This is a genomic window from Rhodococcus sp. NPDC057529 (assembly GCF_042802055.1).
Taxonomy (GTDB): Bacteria; Actinomycetota; Actinomycetes; order Mycobacteriales; family Mycobacteriaceae; genus Rhodococcus_F.
The window spans coordinates 603638-621259 of the sequence record NZ_JBHVEY010000001.1 but is presented as its reverse complement, the minus strand read 5'-3'; the positions used below and the strand labels follow the sequence as shown (position 1 = coordinate 621259).

Genomic DNA, 17622 nt, shown 5'->3' with positions numbered 1-17622 from the left:
GTACCGCGTCACGCAGAATTCGAGCCCCCGAATGCCAGTCGGCGGAGCCGGACCCAGTCCACCGGCCGGGCCGGCGGGCGGACACCGGGACGGTTGCGTGGAACCCGTACCCGCAGCGCCCCGGGAGTGACGGTGCACCGTACGGGCGTGGGGATCACGAGGGCTTCGCCGTCGATCCCGGCGGGAATCGAGGGCGTGTCTGCGGTGATGACGACCTCGCGACCGGAATGCTGGATCAGCCCCGCCTGGCGCGCACGACGAAGCAGAGCCACGGCCTGCCGCGTGCTGCTCACCGAGATCGTCACCACGCCGAGGGTGCCGCGGTCGAGTCGCGGGCGGCGTCCGAGACCGGCCAGATCGTAGATCTCGTACGGCCCGTTGCTCACCAGAACGGCCTGGGGTCCCTCGACCGTACTGTCCCCGAAACGGGCGAGGAGGCGTGCCCCGCGCTGCCCCTCGATCAGGTCGGGAAGCATCCGCAGGGTCGTTTCGGTCTTGTCGTCCCGATAGGCGGGGCTCTGTACCACCTCGGCGTAGGCGCCGAACGAGGCGTTGTTGACGAAGGTTCGTTCGCCGACCTTGCCGAGGTCGATGCGCAGTTCGATCCCGTCCGTCAGCGCGTCGAGGCAGCGGGACGGATCCTCGCGGTCCAATCCGAGATCCAACGCGAAGTGGTTGCGGGTGCCCGCGCTGATCACCAGGAACGGGAGGTCGTGCTCGGCGGCGATGCCGGCGACCAGCGCCTGTGTGCCGTCGCCGCCTGCCACGCCGAGCAGATCGGCGCCGCGTGCCACCGCGTCCCTGGCCAGCGCTTCGACGTCCACCGTCCCCGGTCCTTCGAGCAGGGCCACCTCAGCGCCGAGTGCCTCGGCTCGTTTCTTCAGATCGAACTTCCCGACCTTCCCGCCACCCGAGTGCGGATTCATCACCAGGAAGGCGTGTTTCGGCGGCACGGCCGGATGCTCGGGCATCACCCAGTCCGAGCGATCCCGGCCGAGGGCGGCGCGGGCGCAGACGACGGCGAGCGCGGCGAGCGCCGCGGCGAGCAGCACCACCCACAGCAGCCGGGCGCTGACGAGCAGCCAGAGCACGACGATCGGAGTCAGAATGAGCACGACCAGCGATATCCAGCGGAGCGCGCCGCGGCTCGTGAGGAACCAGAACAGCGCCGCGACCTCCACCACCGCAGCGCCGACGGCCACGATCAGCAGCGTCAGGGTGTGCAATCCGGCGAACACCAGCAGCACGGCAACCGAGGCGAAGATCGCCAGGTAGGTGGCCCGGGCCAGCCAACGTCGGCGCCCGCTCGCAGGATCCGCAGATTCTGCCGAGTCCCTCTCGTGGAGTGCCATCGCCACCACCTCGCCATTTCCGGGCGTCCCTCTTCAGTATCCATCACGAGTGCGCTCCGTCGCGGGCACTTCCCACGCGGAGGGTGTTCGCGCCGCGTACTGTCGCGCCTCGTCCATGAGCGTCCGCGCGGGTGGCGTGAGGTGGCTCTGCCGGCAGACGGCGGCGACGTGGAGGTAGGACTCGGGGACGATGCGGTGCACGGTGGCGCCCGCCTGCCGCGCCGACGGCGCCCAGGACGACGGCATGACGGCCTGGCCGAATCCGCTGAGCACCATCGGCAGGATCGACGTGCGGTGCGCGACCTCGGCGACGATGGTGGCCGCGACGCCGCTGGCGAGCACCTCGTCGACGAGGGTCCGCATCAACGATCCCCGCTGCGACACGATCAACCGGAATCCGGACAGCTCCGATCTCCGAATCTCCGGGCGCTCCGGCGTTTCGGCGCCCGGCCCGGAGATGAGGATCAGCGGCTGGCTTTCCAGCGCGACGACGTCGAGTTCGGGGGCACGCACCGCGGCGGGGGAACCGAGGATCCCGACCTCGCAGACGCCGGTGCGCACGGCGTGCAGAACCTCCTCGGGTGTGAACGCCGCCTCGGCGTTGACGGTGACCGACGGATAGGTGCGGCTGAAACGGGTGAGGATCGTGGTGAGGGGTTCGATCCCGGGTGACGGCATCGTGATCAGGTCGACGCGGCCGGCACGCAGTCCCTTCAGCGCATCGACGGACGCCTTCGCGTCCTCGAGGTCGCGCAGCACCACCCGGGCCGGGCCGACGAGTGTTTCGCCGGCGTCGCTGAGTACCAGCCGGCGTCCGACGCGGTGGAAGAGCGGCACCCCCAGTTCCCGTTCGAGCGCGGATATCGACTGCGAGAGGGACGGCTGCGCGATCAGCAGTGTTTCCGCCGCGCGGTTGATGCCACCCTGATCGACCACCGCCAGGAAGTACCGCAACTGCCGCGCGTCCACCGGCTCACCTCGTTTTCGTTCACCTCGCGCCGAAACGCTGTCCAGGCCACTCACTCTACCTGCGAAAACACTCGTCGATTAGGTGAAACCTATAAGGCGAATCACTTCTTGGTCATGGACGCTGCGCAAGTGTGACGGGTTAATGGATGCATCACACACTGTGACGAGCACAACACGATGGAGGCAACGACATGGCACCGCAGACGTTCACGATTGCATCGATCCCCGCCGACGGCGTCGGCAAGGAGGTCGTCGCTGCCGGACGGCGCGTGCTCGACGTCCTCGCAGAACAGTCCGGTGGGCGTTTCGCCTTCGAGTGGGAAGAGTTCCCCTGGGGCTGCGGGTACTACGAGCAGACCGGGAAGATGATGGCCGACGACGGCCTCGACACCCTGAAGGCCTTCGACGCCATCTACTTCGGAGCGGTCGGCTGGGAGAACGTCCCCGACCACATCAGCCTCTGGGGGCTGCGGCTCAACATCACCCAGAACTTCGACCAATGGGCGAACGTGCGACCGGTGAAGTTCCTCCCCGGCGTGCAGTCCCCGCTGCGCAAGGCGGACGACACCGAACTCGACTGGGTCGTCGTCCGGGAGAACAGCGAAGGCGAATACGCCGGCCTCGGCGGACGTAACCTCAGCGGCCGCGGACCGGGCAACGAGGTCGCACTGCAGACCGCGCTGTTCACCGAGAAGGGATGCGAGCGCATCATGCGCTTCGCGTTCGACCTGGCCCGCACCCGCACGGTGAAGAAGGTCTCCAGCGTCACCAAGTCCAACGCCCAGCAGTACGGCATGGTCCTGTGGGACGACGTCTTCAAGCGCGTTTCCCTCGACTACCCGGATGTCGCGACCGAAAGCGTCCTCGTCGACGCGATGAGCGCGAAGTTCATCCTGCACCCGGAGGAACTGTCCGTGGTGGTGGCGTCGAACCTCAACGCCGACATCCTCTCCGACCTCGGCTCCGCGCTCGCGGGAAGCCTCGGGGTTGCGGCGAGCGCGAACCTCAACCCGGAGCGCCGCTTCCCCAGCATGTTCGAACCCGTCCACGGTTCCGCCCCCGACATCGCGGGCCAGGGCATCAGCAACCCGATCGGCGCGATCGCCAGCGCCGCCCTGATGCTCGACCACTTCGGCCTGCACGACGAGGCCCGCCGCGTCGAAGCCGCCATCGAAGCCGCCACCGCGAGCGGCGCACTGACCCGCGACATCGGCGGCACATCGGACACCGCGGCCGTCACCGAAGCGATCGTGCACGCCCTGCAGACCGCACTGACCCCTGCCTGACCGACCCACACACACAGCCGGCCCGACTCGGCATGATCTGCCGGGTCGGGCCGTCACTGCTCGAACGGTCGGTAACTCTCGGCCACCCGTCTTCATACCTGAACACTCTCACCCGAGGTGAATGTCATGGAAACACTCAGCAGCGCAGCGAGTTACCCACAGGTGACCGTGAAGAAACCCTGGTACAGGCAACTGTACTTCTGGGTCCTGATCGCGATCGTGCTCGGCATCCTGGTCGGGTGGCTCTGGCCCGACACCGGCGAGGCGATGGAGCCGATCGGCACCACCTTCATCACGGCGATGAAGATGCTGATCTGCCCGATCGTGTTCCTGACGATCGTCGGCGGCATCGCGAGTGTCGCGGACCTGAAGAAGGTCGGGCTGACCGGAATCAAGGCGCTGACCTACTTCCAGGTCGGAACGATCCTCGCGCTGCTGACCGGACTCGTCGCGATCAACCTCTTCCGCCTCGGGGACGGGGTGAACGCCGACGCGTCCTCCCTCGAAACCACGGAATCCGCAAGCAAACTCATCCAGGCCGGCGAGGAGAAACAGTGGTGGGAGTTCATCACCCACCTGGTCCCGGACAGCGTGTTCGGCCCGTTCGTCGAGGGTGACATCCTGCAGGTCATCTTCCTCGCCGTCATCTTCGGTGTGGCAATCAACGCGGTGGGACAGATCGCCGCGCCGATCCGGGACGCCGTCGAACGCCTCACCGCGGTGGTGTTCAAGGTCCTGAGTTTCATCATGAAACTCGCACCGCTCGGCGCGTTCGGCGCCATGGCCTTCGCCATCGGAAAGTACGGCGTCTCCACGCTCACCAGCCTCGGCAGCCTGATCCTGCTGTTCTACGTCACGTCCGCGTTCTTCGTCGTCGTGGTCCTCGGATCCGTCATGGCGTATCTGCGGCTCAACATCTTCCGCATGCTCGGCTTCTTCAAGGAAGAACTGCTGCTCATTCTCGGCACCTCCACCGCCGAGCCCGCGCTGCCCGGTTTGATGCGCAAACTGGAGTACGCCGGAGTCAAGAAGCCCACGGTGGGTCTGGTCGTGCCCACCGGCTACAGTTTCAACCTCGACGGCGCCGCCATCTATCTCTCCCTCGCCGCGCTGTACATCGCGCAGGCCACCAACACCGACCTGTCGATCCCTCAGCAACTCGGCCTGCTCGGCGTCATGCTCCTCACGTCCAAGGGCGCCGCAGGTGTCGCCGGAGGCGGATTCATCGCCCTGACAGCCACATTGAGCACCCTCGGCACCATCCCCGCGGCCGGCATCATGCTCATCTTCGGTATCGACAAGTTCATGTCCGAATGCCGCGCCCTGGTGAACTTCATCGGCAACGCCGTCGCCACCCTGTTCGTCGCCAAATGGAACCACGAACTCGACGTCGACCGGGCTCGCCGCGTATTCGCCGGGGAGGTCCTTCCCGCACCCGAGGGTGAGGTCGAGAACGACTTCGACCTGGAGGTGCTGGAGCAGGAACCACGACCGGAACGCATCGACCACGAGCGACTCGACCCCGCGCACGCCACGCGGCGGTGACCTCAGCCACAGCGCAGGCGGAATCGGATTCGCCGCCATGCTACGCTGTCGAGTCGGGCACGTTCGAATATCGGGGCAGATCTCGGTGCAGGCCGACGCGGGAAGCGTCGGCCTGCACCATTTCCGTGCCCGTGTCGCGCACCGATCCGACACTGATTGACCGGAGCGGGAAACGGGACCGAATGTGTTGGCGAGTCCCGGCTGTCAGCCGAATGCCTTGGCCCGATTCTTCAGGTCGAACTTCCCGACCCTGCCACACGTATTGTCCGAGTCAGCCTTTCGACCCGGACTCGTACTGGAGAGCGGGACCGAGGAGCAGTCCGCCGTCGATCACGAGTTCGGCGCCTGTGGCGAATGCGGCTTCGGGTGAGGTCAGGTACAACAGGGCGCTGGTGATTTCCTCGGGCTCCGCGAGACGCTGCACCGCGTAGGGCTCCGGCGAATAGAAGTCGCCGATCGGCTGTTGCCCGGGGACCGTGGGCCTGGTGATCAGCGGCGTGGAGACGACGCCGGGGTGAATGGAGTTGACCCGAATGTTGTCGCGGCCCAGTTCCAACGCCGCGGTACGGGTCAGCCCGCGCAGCGCCCACTTGCTGGCGACGTACGGGGAGTAGAACGCGGTGCCGCCGTGAGCCATCGTCGACGCGATGTTGACGATGACGCCGCCCCCCGCACGCCGCATGGACGGCGCCGCCGTCTTGATTCCGAGGAACTGCCCGGTCAGGTTCACGCCCAGGACTCGCTCCCACACCGCGAGGTCCGTGTGCTCGATCGGCGCGGCCGGATTCTGGATGCCCGCGTTGTTCACGAGGATGTCCATCGGCCCGAACCGTTCCTCGGTCTCGGCGACGACTGCTCGCCACTCTCTCTCGTCGGCGACGTTCAGCCGGACGAATGTCGATCGGTCGCCGAGTTCGGCGACCAAGGCCCGACTCTCGTCCTCGGAGATGCCCGCCACGACGACGTTGGCGCCCTCGCGGTGATAGGCCCGTACGTGGCTGGCTCCCTGTCCACCGGCACCGCCGGTGACGAGCACCGTCTTGTTCTCGAAGCGTCCCATGACGCAATCTCCCGTCAATCAATGGTGAGTCAACCGACTCACCATGGTGACGGTATCGCTTCGCCAAATGGTGAGTCAAGTGACTCGCCTCGTGGTTTGGCACACTGATCCCATGCCCGCCGAACCCTCGACGTATCACCGGCGCGTCGCCGAGCAGAAGCGCACGGCGATCGTCGACGCCGCCACCGCGCTGTTCCTCGAATCCGGCTACGACCGCACCTCCCTGGCAAAGGTCGCCGACCTCGCAGGGGTCTCGAAGGCCACCCTCTTCAAACAGTTTCCGACCAAGGCCGCACTGTTCGAGGCGATCGTCACCGAAGCGTGGAACATCGACGGTGCCGATGAGATCCGTCCGGGACCCGGCGATCTCGAGGCCGGCCTGACGTCGATCGGACGCGGTTACGTGGACCTGCTCACCCGACCCGGCATGACGGATCTGTTCCGCATCGTCATCGCCGAGGTCCCGCGCTTCCCCGAACTCGGTAACACGCAGTTCGATCTCGGCAAGATGCCGTACTTCGACTCGGTGCGCAGGTACCTCGACGCCGAGCGTCAGGCGGGAACCGCAGACATCGAAGACACCGAACTCGCGGCCACCCAGTTCCTCGGCATGATCTCGAATTTCGTCTTCTGGCCCCGACTCCTGCTCGTGAACTGGTCACCTGCAGCCGATACGATGTCCCGCGTCGTGGACGAGGCCGTCGCGATGATGATCGCGAGATACGGCGGGTCGGCCCCCTGACCGTTCGAGGCTCCCCTGACCGTTCGAGGCTCCCCTGACCGTCCGAGGCTCCCCGGACCGGCGCCACCTCCGACCGCACACGCGGAACGGCCCCACCACCAGGCAGGGCCGTTTTCGCAGGCGGTACGCCGATCAGCGCACGCGAGCGGCGTCCAACCGTCCTTCGGCCATCCGGTCGGCCGCACGACCCGGCGCGATCGACTCCGCAACGGAGCGATCGAAGATCGCGATCACCGTCTCGTGGATGGCGTCGACGCGGCCACGCACCTCGTCGACGGTGGCTCCATCGCGTTCGCCGGCGACCTGGATCAGTCCACCGGCGTTGGCGACGTAGTCGGGTACCCAGATGACCCCACGATCGTGGAGCTGCGTGTCGATCCCCGGTTCGAGCAGCTGATTGTTGGCGGCGCCACACACGATCGATGCCGCCAGTCGCCCGAGCGATTTCTCGTTGAGGGTGCCTCCGAGCGCACAGGGTGCGTACACGTCCAGCCTTTCAGCAAGGACGTCACCGGTCGTCGTCACCCCCGGGAACCGGTCGGCCACCAGTGCCAGGGCATCGCGGCTGACATCGGTGGCGACGACGCGTGCGCCGTCCGCGACGAGCAGGGAGATGAGTTCGGACCCGACCTTTCCGACGCCCTCGACGCCGACCACCCGATCCTTCAGGGTCGGTTCCCCCCACGCGACGGTGGCGGCGGCTCGCATCCCCTGGTAGACACCGAGCGCGGTCATGGGTCCACTGTCGCCCGAACCTCCGGCGGATGCCGACCGCCCGACGACGTGGTCGGTCGCCTCACCGATGATGTCGAGGTCAAACGTGCCGGTGCCGACATCGCCGGCAGAAATGTAACGGCCACCGAGGGTTTCGATGAACCGGCCGTAGGCGCGCAACAGTGCGGGCGTCTTCTTCTCGGCCGGGTTGCCGATGATGACGGCCTTTCCACCGCCGAGGGAGACGCCGGCCACCGCGGCCTTGTAGGTCATCCCGCGGGAGAGGCGGAGCACGTCGGTGAGTGCGGAACCCTGGTCGGGATACGGGTAGAAGCGTGTGCCGCCCAGTGCCGGTCCGAGCACGGTCGAGTGGATGCCGATGATGGCACGGAGCCCGGTCACTGCGTCTTCGCAGAAGACGACCTGTTCGTGGGGAAAGCCGGGTATCGCGTCCGCGCGGTCGAAAACGGCGGGGTCGTTGGTGATGTCGTGGACGTCAGCGGTGACGGACATGGGTTCCTTCTTCGTGGCTGGTGGTCGGATCGGTCATCCGTGGGCGTGGAGGGGCTGCCCGGCGAGCGCAAGGTGCGCCTCGCCGAGTGCTTCTGCTTGGGTGGGGTGCGCGTGGACGAGCGCGGCCACATCCTCGGGATAGGCATTCCAGTTGACGATCAGCTGGGCCTCGCCGACCAGTTCACTGATCCGGTCCCCCACCATGTGGACACCGACGACCGGGCCGTCGTCGGAACCCTCTCCGGCACGAATCAGCTTGACGGCGCCTGTCGTTCCGAGGATCTGACTCTTGCCGTTGCCGGCCAGGTCGTACTCGGTGGTGGTGACGGTGGCGTACTTCTCGCGGGCCTGCGCCTCGGTCAGGCCCACCGACGCGATCTCGGGGCTGGTGTAGGTGACGCGCGGGATTCCGCTCTCGTCGATGCGGGCCGGATCGCGGCCGGCGATCTGGTCGGCCACGTACAGACCCTGCTGGAAGCCACGGTGCGCGAGTTGCAGTCCCGCGACGATGTCACCGACCGCCCACACTCCGTCGTGATTGGTGCGCAGCCGCTCGTCCACCGCAACGTGGCCGCGTTCGAGCGCGATGCCCGACTCGGCGAAACCGCAGTCCGTCGTGCGCGCTTCTCGGCCGACGGCGACGAGGAGGAGGTCGGTCTCGATCTTCTCCCCGGAGTCGAGACCGACGGTGACGGTGTCGCCGGACTGGACGGCGTCGACGAGCTTCGTCGACGTCTCGGCGGTGATACCCCGCTTGCGGAAGGCACGAGCAAGCTGCTTCGAGGTCCATTCGTCCTCCGCCGCGACGAGACGCGGCAGTGCCTCGACCACCGTGACCTCGGTACCGAGGGAGGCCAGTACGCTCGCGAACTCGACGCCGATCACGCCGCCGCCGAGAATGACCGCCCGCGAAGGAATCTCGGTCAGTTCCAGCGCACCGTCGCTGTTCACGACACGGCCACCGATCGGCAGACCCGGCACGGGCCGAGGTTGCGACCCGGTCGCGAGCACCACGGCCCGGTTCGCCGTGATCCGCTCGCCCTCGACTTCGACGGTTCTCTCGCCGATGTAGCGGCCGTGGCCGGACACCACCTCGATGCCGTGGTGTTTCACGAGTCCCTGCAAGCCCTTGTACAGCTTGCCGATCACGCCGTCCTTGTAGGAGTGGATTCGGTCGATCTCGATCTTGTCGAGTGTGCCGAGCACGCCGAATCGTGCGCTGTCACGGATGGTTTCGGCGACCTCGCCGGCCTGAACGAGCGCTTTGGTCGGTATGCACCCGCGGTGCAGGCAGGTGCCCCCCACCTTGTCGGATTCCACGAGTGTCACGGTAAGCCCCAGCTGGGCAGTGCGTATCGCGCAGGCGTATCCGCCCGAACCGCCGCCCAGGACGACGACATCAGGGGTGCGGGTCATCAGAGGTTCTCCTGTCTTCGACGCAGCGGCGAGTCCACCGGCACCTTCTGCAGTGTGTAATGGCATGTCGGGTCGTCGATCCGGATCACATCGGTGCTGCCGCCGGTGTACTCGACGAGCCAGCACAGGTGGCCGCGGGAGGACACCACCGCCACGATCCGGGCGGGCTCGCCGTCGCGCCATCCGTCACGACGACGGTGCACGGTGATCGTGTACCCGATCTTGTTCTCGGCGAAGGTGCGGAGTCCCGCAGCGTCCGGCGGTGCCGAATTCGTGGTGACTGGTGGTCTCGTGTGTCGTGTCATCCGAGCGCGATCAGTTCGAACGGGTCGGACAGGATCCGTCCGATGTCGGCCAGGAACCGTGAACCCTGCTCACCGTCGACGAGCCGGTGATCGAACGACAGACTCAGTGTCGTGATCGAGCGGAGAGCGATTTCGCCCTGATACTCCCAAGGCTGACGACGGATCGCGCCGACGCAGAGGATGGCTGCCTCGCCGGGGTTGAGGATCGGCGTTCCGGCGTCGACACCGAACACGCCGACATTGGTGATGGTGATGGTGCCACCCGTGAGGTCGGCGGGAGCCGTCTTACCTGATTTCGCCGTGGTGGTCAGGTCGACCAACGCCTCCGCGAGTTCGTGCAGGGACATCCGGTCGGCGCCCTTGATGTTCGGCACCATCAGGCCGCGAGGGGTGGCGGCGGCGATACCGAGATTCGCGTAGTGCTTGGTGACGATCTCCTGAGCGTCCTCGTCCCACTGCGAGTTCAGAGTCGGGTTCGCCCGCAAGGCAATGAGCAGTGCCTTGGAGATCAGGGCCAGCGGCGTCAGTCGGGTCTCGGCGAACCGGCGATGCGTACGCAGGCGGTCGAGCAATTCGAGGGTCTCGGTGACATCGACGGTGACGAACTCGGTCACGTGCGGGGCCGTGAACGCGGATGACACCATCGCAGCGGCGGTGTGCTTGCGGACGCCCTTGATCGGCGTGCGGGTCTCGTCGCTGCCCCTGGCCACCGGCGTCGACTCCTCGGCGACGGTGGCGGCGCTGCCACGGTCGCGTTCCGCGTCCCGGTCGGAGAGGTACCCGACCACGTCCGCTCGCGTGACCTCGCCGCGCTGCCCGGTCGGTGTGACGTCGGACAGGTCGATTCCGTTCTGCTTGGACAGAAACCGGACCGGCGGCTTCGCGAGAGGACGCGTCCGATCCGCGGCGGGCGAGGCAGTGGACTGCGCCGCCGCAGCGTTGTTCGGCGTGGAATTGCTGCCTCGTCGACGGCGGCTGGCTCCCTCCCCGGCAACGCCGTACCCGACCAGGACGGGGACGCGTTCGCTCACGTCATCCTCGGTCGCACCGGCGGCCGCGCGGTCGCCCTCCTCGCACTGCGCTGCGGGCTCACCGCTGGCCCCGGCGGTGCCGATGTCGATGATCGGCCTGCCGACATCGACGGTCTCCCCCTCCTCGGCGTGGAGTGCAAGGACGGTCCCGGCATATGGCGACGGCAATTCCACCGAGGCCTTGGCCGTCTCGACCTCGGCGATGATCTGGTTGAGCTCGACGATGTCGCCGACGGCCACCATCCAGGTGATCAACTCGGCCTCGGTCAAGCCCTCGCCGAGATCGGGAAGGCGGAAGGTCTGCGCTGTAGTCATGTTCGGTTCTCCCGTCACGCGGCGGTCGACTTGTCGACCGCGTCGAGCATCCGGTCGACGTCGGGCAGGAAGTGTTCCTCGAGCTTGGCCGGCGGGTACGGAATGGCGAAGCCACCAACTCTCAGGACCGGCGCCTCGAGGTGATAGAAGCAGCGCTCCGAGACGCGCGCAGCGATCTCGGCGCCGATACCCAGGAACACCGGAGCCTCGTGGGTGACGACCAGACGGCCCGTCTTGCGGACCGAGGCCTCGATGGTGTCCATGTCGAGTGGCGAGAGCGAGCGCAGGTCGATCACCTCGACCGATGTGCCCTCCTCCGCCGCGACCCTCGCCGCCTGCACGGCAGTGGTGACCAGCGGCCCGTACGCCAGCAACGTGACATCGGTGCCCTCGACGACGGTACGTGCCCGGTGCAGCGGGTACGCATCGACCGCCGAGCCGAGGTCCACCTCGCCCTTCTCCCAGTAACGCCGCTTCGGTTCGAAGAACAGAACGGGATCGTCGGAGGCGATCGCTTGCCGAATCATCAGGTGGGCGTCGGCCGAGTTGCTGCAAGTGACCACGCGCAGACCGGCGGTCTGTGCGAAATAGCCCTCCGGGGATTCGGAGTGGTGCTCGATCGCGCCGATCCCGCCTCCGTACGGCACCCGGATCGTGAGCGGCATCTTCACGTTGCCGCTCGTGCGGTAGTGCAGCTTCGCGACCTGCGAGACGATCTGGTCGAACGCCGGGTAGATGAACCCGTCGAACTGGATCTCGATCACCGGCCGGTAACCGCGCATCGCGAGCCCGACCGCGGTTCCGAGGATCCCGGACTCGGCCAACGGAGTGTCGATCACGCGGTGCTGCCCGAAGTCCTTCTGCAGTCCGTCGGTGATCCGGAAGACCCCGCCGAGGGGGCCGATGTCCTCGCCCATCAACAGGACCTTCGGGTCGTCTTCGAGGGCGCGGCGCAGCCCGGCGTTGAGCGCTTTTCCGAGAGGGAGGGTGGTGGTCATCGTGTCGATCCTTCGAAGCCGGCGAGATAGGTCGCGTACTGTTCGCGTTCGTCCTCGATCAGAGGGTGTGGCTGCGAGTAGACGTGGTCGAACAGGGACATGGGTCCGGGTTCCACGGTTTCCAGGCATCCCTTGCGCAGGGCCGCGGCGGTGATGTCCGCCTGTTCCCGGATGCGGGCGAGGAACTCGTCGTCGACGAGGCCTTCCCGTTCCAGGAGCTTCCGGACCCGGTCGAGTGGATCCTTCCGTTTCCACTCCTCGTCGAGGGCGGAGTTCCGGTACCGGGTCGGGTCGTCGGACGTGGTGTGCGGACCCATGCGGTAGGTGACGGCCTCGATCAAGCTGGGGCCGTTGCCCTCCCGTGCGTTGGCCAGCGCCGCACGGGTCGCGGCGAGGACGGCGAGCACGTCGTTGCCGTCCACACGGATCGACGGGATACCGAATCCGCGACCACGTTCGGCGATGCTGACCTTCGTCTGCAGTGATACGGGTTCCGAGATCGCCCACTGGTTGTTCTGACAGAAGAACACCACCGGCGCCTGGAAGCTGGCGGCGAATCCGAACGCCTCGGAGATGTCACCCTGACTGGTGGCGCCGTCGCCGAAGTACGTGATCGTCGAGGCCGATTCGCCGTCCAGGGCGGTGCCCATCGCGTATCCGGTGGCATGCAGTGCCTGGCAGCCGACGATGATCGCGGGTGTGGTCATCCGATACTCGAGCGGATTCCACCCCGAGTGGGTCGAGCCCCGCCAGAACCGCAGCATGTGTGTGGGACCGACGTCGCGGCAGTAGGCGACGCCGTGCTCGCGGTAGCTGGCGAACACGAAGTCCTCGGGGGCGAGTGCGCGTGCCGATCCCACCTGAGCGGCTTCCTGTCCGAGAAGCGGGGCCCACAACCCGAGTTCGCCCTGGCGCTGCAAGGCCGTTGCCTCGGCATCGATACGGCGGACCACCACGAGATCCTCGTAGAGGGCGCGCAGACGGGTGCCGTCGACCTCGAGTACGTGCGGGGAAAGGTCCTCGTGCTCGACGCGGACTCCGTCCTCGGTGATCAGTTGGGCGGGGGTGGCATGGAGTTCGAACACCATGGTTCCTCCTGAATGCTGTTGGTGCCATTTGGCATCCTGTCACCTAAGGGAAGCAGCGTGGCGCAGCATGCGCAAGTCCAAGACTGAAATCTGCGCAATATGCACTGTCTTGCCGGTCTGGTGCGAAGTGGACTGAGCGCTTTGCCAGATTTCGATCGCACCAACGCACGACCTGTGTGACGGCCCCGCACCACCGGTGTGGAACTCGCAGCCCGACTGGATGTTTCGCGAAACACCGTGGAGTCCAGGCTCGATCGGTGGGACACCGACGGGATGGAACGCACCGATGCGAGCCTGGCGATGCAGGCCCCGGTGCGATATCGAACGCGTCAACCGCTCCGCCGGGCAGCGGTGAGTTCGTCCGCAGCGCGGGCGGCGGCGTTCGGAAACGATCGTGCGGGCGGTCCCGCAGCGATCATCGGCCGGCGGCGTATCCGAGACCGCCGCGCGGATTAGCTGCCCCACACAGCATTCCGCTCGACGGATCCCGTCCGACCATGGAGAGTCTGCCGAGCGACCACCCGGACGACACGCTGACGTCGTGGCCTCGTTCTCGAAGGCCGTCGACGATGTCGGATCCGACGCGATCCTCGACCACGAGCCCGCGTTCGGACCGCACCCGAGGCCAGAAGGAACTGGTGACCGCCGTCGTGTGGAACATCGGTGCGTCGATGGCCTCCTGCGGCGTGTAGCCACCGACGACGGTGCGCAGCAAGTACAGCAACTGCCACTGGTCCTGCTGGTCGCCGCCGGGCGTGCCGAGTGCCACCACGGGCGCACCATCGGCCATCAGCATCGTCGGACTCAGGGTGGTTCGCGGTCGCCGTCCGGGTATCAGCGCCGACGGCGCGGCCGGATCCAGCCACGTCATCTGAAGCCGCGTCCCGAGGCAGAACCCCAGCCCCGGTATCGCCGGTGACGATTGCAACCATCCACCCGAGGGCGTCGCCGAGACGAAATTCCCCCACCGGTCCACAACATCGACATGGCATGTGTCGCCCCGCGTTTCACCGTTCCGTGCGACGGTGGGCTCACCGGTCCCGATGGATCCGGTGCGATCGGGGGTGGCCGCGGGAGGAATGAAGGGACGATGCCCTGGAACCGCACCGGGCCGGAAACCCGTACTCGCCTCGCCTGTGATCAGTCGCGCACGGTCGGCGCAGTACTCCGGCGACAGCAGGTGATCACGGACGAATTCCGATACACCGCAAGCATCTCCGTAGTACGCATCGCGATCGGCCATGGCTAGTTTCATCGCCTCGGTGATGTTGTGGATTCCCTCGAGCGTCGACGGATCGATACTCCCCGACTCCGCGACCACGTCCAGAATTCCGAGGGTCTGCAGCAGGACCGGCCCGGACGACCAAAACCCTGCCTTGACCACGTCGACACCGCGGAACTTCCGAACCACGGGCGCCTCTCTGGGCACGGTGAGCTCGGCGAAGTCGCGAGCGGTGATGACGCCGGCGCGGTCGATGCCATCCGAATGACGGTGGGGCGTGGCGACGAACGCCGCGATCGACTCCGCGATCGGCCCCCGCCAGAGATCTCGCGCGCGGCGGATCCCGGCGACCCTCGACTCCACGGCAGAGGCCTCAGCCAGTTGCCCGAGAACCTCTGCGTACGCGGGGTTCCGGATGAGGTCACCCTCCGACGGCGCCCCGTCCGTCAGCCACACGGCCGCGGACGTCGGCCAATGCTCACGGAAGTGGGGCGCCAAGGTCTCGATCACCCCGGCGAGTTTCGGGCTGCACGGAATCCCGTTCCGTGCATAGTCGATGGCGTACACCAGAACGTCCGCCAGCTCCCAGGTGCCGTGTTCCTCCAGGATCGACAACCAGGATTCGACGGCCGCCGGCACCGCCGCCGCGAGGGCTCCCGCCGCCGGCGCCTCGGTCATCCCCATCGCGGCGAAGGCCTCGATCGACGCACCGCGCGGAGCAGGTCCCTGTCCCACAACGATTTCGGGGACACCGCGCTGCACAGGGGCGATGATGGCCACCATGTCCCCACCGGGGCCGTTCAGGTGGGGCTCGACCACGTGCAATACGAATCCGGCCGCCACGGCTGCGTCGAACGCGTTGCCACCGCGCTCGAGCACCGACTGCGCAGCACCGGTCGCCATCCAGTGTGTGGATGCGGCCATGCCGAACCAGCCGCGGAGGGTCGGCCGAGACGTGTCGGTCGGTGGTGCAAGGAATCGGGTGCCCGTGGCGGCCGTCGTCATACTCACAGTATGCACATTAGTGACAATTGGATGCAATATTGACCCGAGGCGACCGCCCGGGACTCGACTACGTGCGGTCCTTGTCCTCCACCCAACGCGCCAGGTGTTCGGCCGTGGATCGGATGTGCAATGACATCGCCGCACGAGCGGCGTGCGAATCGTGTGATTCGATCGCACGGGCAATGTCGTGATGCTGCTCGAGATTCTCGCGAAGCAGTCGCGAACTCCTGGCGTATATCGCGAAGGACGAGTTGGTCGGGAGACGACGACTCACCTCTGTGATCGTGATGACCAACTGACGGTTGCCGCAGCCGGTCAGGACCGCATGGTGGAAGCGCCGATTGGCGTCCCGCCACGCAGTCTCCAATGCCGTCCGGTCGGCACCACCCGCGTCCAACTCGGACTCGAACGCGTCCCACGCCGTGGTCACCACGGACAGCAGATCGTCCGTCATGTTCTCGGCGGCGAGCGACGCGGCCAGCCCTTCCAGCTCGGCACGAACCTCACCGAGTTCACGGATGTCGCGCCCGGAGAGCCCCTCCACCAACGCGCCACGGTTCCGGACGATCGTCACGATGCCCTGAGCCTGTAGGACTCGAAGCGCTTCTCGGACAGGCGTTCTGCTGACACCGAATTCCTCGGCTATCGCCTCGTGCCGGAGCCACGAACCCACGGCGATCTGACCCCCGAGGATCCGCCGCTGGAGTTCGGCAACCAACGAGTCGCTCAGTGACAACGACTCATCAGCTGTAGGTTCCACCACCACCCGCTCGTCCTCCACCCGAAGTTGACTTGGTGACGAGCGAACATCTTACGGCAGCGAGACTGCCGCAAGACACCGCCGGCACTCAGACCTTCAACGTGTAACGACGATTGCGACGGGCGATGTCGTCGTCCGTCGTCGGGAACAGTATCTTGGCCCCCTCACCTGCCAGAGCGTGTGCCGCGTCGACGACGGGACGCATTGCCGTGCAGTAGGTTGCCAGGGCCTGTGGCACGGTTGCCTCCGCGTGCAGGGCACGAGCGAGGGCGGCGGCGCCCGTCATCGCGAGGGAGGTACCCATCCCCGAGAAGAACGACGCGCAGTAACCCGCATCGCCGACGAGCGCGACGCGGCCGGTCGTCCACGAAGGCATGACGACCTGGCTCACCGCGTCGAAGTAGAGATCCGGTGAGGATGCGATCTCGTCGCGGATCTCACGGAACCTCCATCCGGCGTCACCGGGGAAGGCGGCCGTGAGCATCGCGCGGTGCGCGTCGACGTCCCGATAGTCGTAATCGACCACGGAAGATCGGTATCCGAGAATGAGGGACTGCTCGTCACCGTTTCCGCGAACCATGACCATCCGGCCCGGCTCGTTGTAGACGGTGGTGTCCGATACCCCGAGGTCGGTGGAGCAGCTCCGGATGACCCCGACGTAGAGACCCAGGTGGCGCGCGAAGCGCTCCTTGGCACCGAAGGCCAATCGGCGGACGTTGGAATGGAGGCCGTCCGCGCCGATCACCAGATCGAAACGCTCACGGCGTGGATCCGGTCCCTGGATACCGACCGTGACGTGCGAACCCTCGTCCTGCAGGTCGCCGATCCAGTACCCGTGGAGCTTCGTGACACCGTCGGGTACCGCGTCGGCGAGGATTCCGACCACTCGGTCTCGCGAGATCTCGATGTCGCCGGGGCTGTCGTAGACGTCGGCGTTCGGCTCCACGACCGCGTGGGGAGTTCCGTCGCGGTCCACGAAGACGAAGCGGTCCTCGTAGGTCACCCGATTCGCGATCAGATGTTCGTAGACCCCGAGGCTTCGGGCGACGTCGAGCGCCGTACCACGAACGTCGACGGCCACACCGCCCTGCCGAGGGCTGGTCGATCGCTCCACCAGGGTCACCGCGTGGCCCGCCCGGCCCAGGAGCGCCGCGGCGGTCAGGCCCGCCACCGAACCGCCAGAAATCAGAATATGCACTGTCAAGTCCTCCTCCGCGCCGCATGCGACTGCGCGGCGCCTCAAGGGTTCGATTGTTTCCCGTGTGTTACAGATCACCTTCACCATTGACGGTGATTCACAT

At 66.7% G+C, this 17622-nt stretch carries 15 protein-coding genes; 3 read left to right on the top strand and 12 right to left on the bottom strand.

The genetic code is table 11. From position 1 onward, the window contains the following. Positions 1–8: 8 nt before the first annotated feature. Both ACFU5V_RS02830 and ACFU5V_RS02825 read right to left on the bottom strand, forming a co-directional pair. A complete protein-coding gene (locus ACFU5V_RS02830; RefSeq protein ID WP_378696658.1) occupies positions 9–1352 on the bottom strand; it encodes a diacylglycerol/lipid kinase family protein in 1344 nt (447 codons plus the stop codon). 33 nt (positions 1353–1385) lie between these two features. Next, positions 1386–2321, bottom strand: coding sequence for a LysR family transcriptional regulator (locus ACFU5V_RS02825; protein WP_378696656.1), 936 nt, complete (start codon positions 2319–2321; stop codon positions 1386–1388). A 191-nt stretch (positions 2322–2512) separates the two neighbouring features. Between ACFU5V_RS02825 and ACFU5V_RS02820 the strand changes: the two genes are divergently transcribed. Both ACFU5V_RS02820 and dctA read left to right on the top strand, forming a co-directional pair. Beyond that, positions 2513–3607 carry a tartrate dehydrogenase gene (locus tag ACFU5V_RS02820; protein WP_378696654.1) on the top strand — a complete coding sequence of 365 codons (1095 nt, stop codon included), beginning with the start codon at positions 2513–2515 and terminating at the stop codon, positions 3605–3607. Between the two features lie 126 nt (positions 3608–3733). Then, on the top strand, positions 3734–5152 hold the full coding sequence (dctA, locus tag ACFU5V_RS02815; protein ID WP_378433827.1) for a C4-dicarboxylate transporter DctA: 1419 nt from the start codon (positions 3734–3736) through the stop codon (positions 5150–5152). A gap of 271 nt (positions 5153–5423) precedes the next feature. On the opposite strand, the gene ACFU5V_RS02810 is transcribed toward dctA, so the two are convergent. Further along, a complete protein-coding gene (locus ACFU5V_RS02810) occupies positions 5424–6212 on the bottom strand; it encodes an SDR family NAD(P)-dependent oxidoreductase (RefSeq protein ID WP_378696652.1) in 789 nt (262 codons plus the stop codon). Between the two features lie 112 nt (positions 6213–6324). Here ACFU5V_RS02810 and ACFU5V_RS02805 point away from each other — a divergent pair, with 112 nt between their 5' ends. Further along, complete coding sequence (locus ACFU5V_RS02805; RefSeq protein ID WP_378696650.1) at positions 6325–6954, top strand: TetR/AcrR family transcriptional regulator; 630 nt, start codon at positions 6325–6327, stop codon at positions 6952–6954. A 132-nt stretch (positions 6955–7086) separates the two neighbouring features. On the opposite strand, the gene ACFU5V_RS02800 is transcribed toward ACFU5V_RS02805, so the two are convergent. From ACFU5V_RS02800 to ACFU5V_RS02760, 9 genes are all read right to left on the bottom strand, one after another. Next, on the bottom strand, positions 7087–8181 hold the full coding sequence (locus ACFU5V_RS02800; RefSeq protein ID WP_378696648.1) for a Glu/Leu/Phe/Val dehydrogenase: 1095 nt from the start codon (positions 8179–8181) through the stop codon (positions 7087–7089). A 33-nt stretch (positions 8182–8214) separates the two neighbouring features. Continuing rightward, on the bottom strand, positions 8215–9597 hold the full coding sequence (gene lpdA / locus ACFU5V_RS02795; protein ID WP_378696646.1) for a dihydrolipoyl dehydrogenase: 1383 nt from the start codon (positions 9595–9597) through the stop codon (positions 8215–8217). Then, entirely contained in the window at positions 9597–9902 is a 306-nt protein-coding gene (locus ACFU5V_RS02790) for a hypothetical protein (RefSeq protein ID WP_378696644.1), read from the bottom strand. Before ACFU5V_RS02790 ends, lpdA begins: the two co-directional genes overlap by 1 nt. After that, a complete protein-coding gene (locus ACFU5V_RS02785) occupies positions 9899–11248 on the bottom strand; it encodes a dihydrolipoamide acetyltransferase family protein (RefSeq protein WP_378696642.1) in 1350 nt (449 codons plus the stop codon). The genes ACFU5V_RS02790 and ACFU5V_RS02785 overlap by 4 nt, the downstream gene beginning before the upstream one ends. A gap of 14 nt (positions 11249–11262) precedes the next feature. Next, positions 11263–12246 carry an alpha-ketoacid dehydrogenase subunit beta gene (locus ACFU5V_RS02780; protein ID WP_378696640.1) on the bottom strand — a complete coding sequence of 328 codons (984 nt, stop codon included), beginning with the start codon at positions 12244–12246 and terminating at the stop codon, positions 11263–11265. After that, positions 12243–13334, bottom strand: coding sequence for a pyruvate dehydrogenase (acetyl-transferring) E1 component subunit alpha (gene pdhA, locus ACFU5V_RS02775; RefSeq protein ID WP_378696639.1), 1092 nt, complete (start codon positions 13332–13334; stop codon positions 12243–12245). Before pdhA ends, ACFU5V_RS02780 begins: the two co-directional genes overlap by 4 nt. A 415-nt stretch (positions 13335–13749) precedes the next feature. Continuing rightward, complete coding sequence (locus tag ACFU5V_RS02770; RefSeq protein ID WP_378696638.1) at positions 13750–15561, bottom strand: gamma-glutamyltransferase family protein; 1812 nt, start codon at positions 15559–15561, stop codon at positions 13750–13752. A 67-nt stretch (positions 15562–15628) separates the two neighbouring features. Then, the gene (locus ACFU5V_RS02765) at positions 15629–16297 is read right to left on the bottom strand and encodes a GntR family transcriptional regulator (RefSeq protein ID WP_378696636.1); all 669 of its coding nucleotides are present in this window, start codon (positions 16295–16297) and stop codon (positions 15629–15631) included. Between the two features lie 112 nt (positions 16298–16409). After that, on the bottom strand, positions 16410–17519 hold the full coding sequence (locus ACFU5V_RS02760) for an FAD-dependent monooxygenase (protein WP_378696634.1): 1110 nt from the start codon (positions 17517–17519) through the stop codon (positions 16410–16412). Between the last annotated feature and the right edge of the window lie 103 nt (positions 17520–17622).

Bases quoted from the DNA above. Each gene is read 5' to 3' on its own strand.
- ACFU5V_RS02830 (WP_378696658.1), bottom strand. From the start codon at position 1,352: ATGGCACTCCACGAGAGGGACTCGGCAGAATCTGCGGATCCTGCGAGC.
- ACFU5V_RS02820 (WP_378696654.1), top strand. From the start codon at position 2,513: ATGGCACCGCAGACGTTCACGATTGCATCGATCCCCGCCGACGGCGTC.
- dctA (WP_378433827.1), top strand. From the start codon at position 3,734: ATGGAAACACTCAGCAGCGCAGCGAGTTACCCACAGGTGACCGTGAAG.
- ACFU5V_RS02810 (WP_378696652.1), bottom strand. From the start codon at position 6,212: ATGGGACGCTTCGAGAACAAGACGGTGCTCGTCACCGGCGGTGCCGGT.
- ACFU5V_RS02805 (WP_378696650.1), top strand. From the start codon at position 6,325: ATGCCCGCCGAACCCTCGACGTATCACCGGCGCGTCGCCGAGCAGAAG.
- ACFU5V_RS02800 (WP_378696648.1), bottom strand. From the start codon at position 8,181: ATGTCCGTCACCGCTGACGTCCACGACATCACCAACGACCCCGCCGTT.
- lpdA (WP_378696646.1), bottom strand. From the start codon at position 9,597: ATGACCCGCACCCCTGATGTCGTCGTCCTGGGCGGCGGTTCGGGCGGA.
- ACFU5V_RS02790 (WP_378696644.1), bottom strand. From the start codon at position 9,902: ATGACACGACACACGAGACCACCAGTCACCACGAATTCGGCACCGCCG.
- ACFU5V_RS02785 (WP_378696642.1), bottom strand. From the start codon at position 11,248: ATGACTACAGCGCAGACCTTCCGCCTTCCCGATCTCGGCGAGGGCTTG.
- ACFU5V_RS02780 (WP_378696640.1), bottom strand. From the start codon at position 12,246: ATGACCACCACCCTCCCTCTCGGAAAAGCGCTCAACGCCGGGCTGCGC.
- pdhA (WP_378696639.1), bottom strand. From the start codon at position 13,334: ATGGTGTTCGAACTCCATGCCACCCCCGCCCAACTGATCACCGAGGAC.
- ACFU5V_RS02770 (WP_378696638.1), bottom strand. From the start codon at position 15,561: ATGACGACGGCCGCCACGGGCACCCGATTCCTTGCACCACCGACCGAC.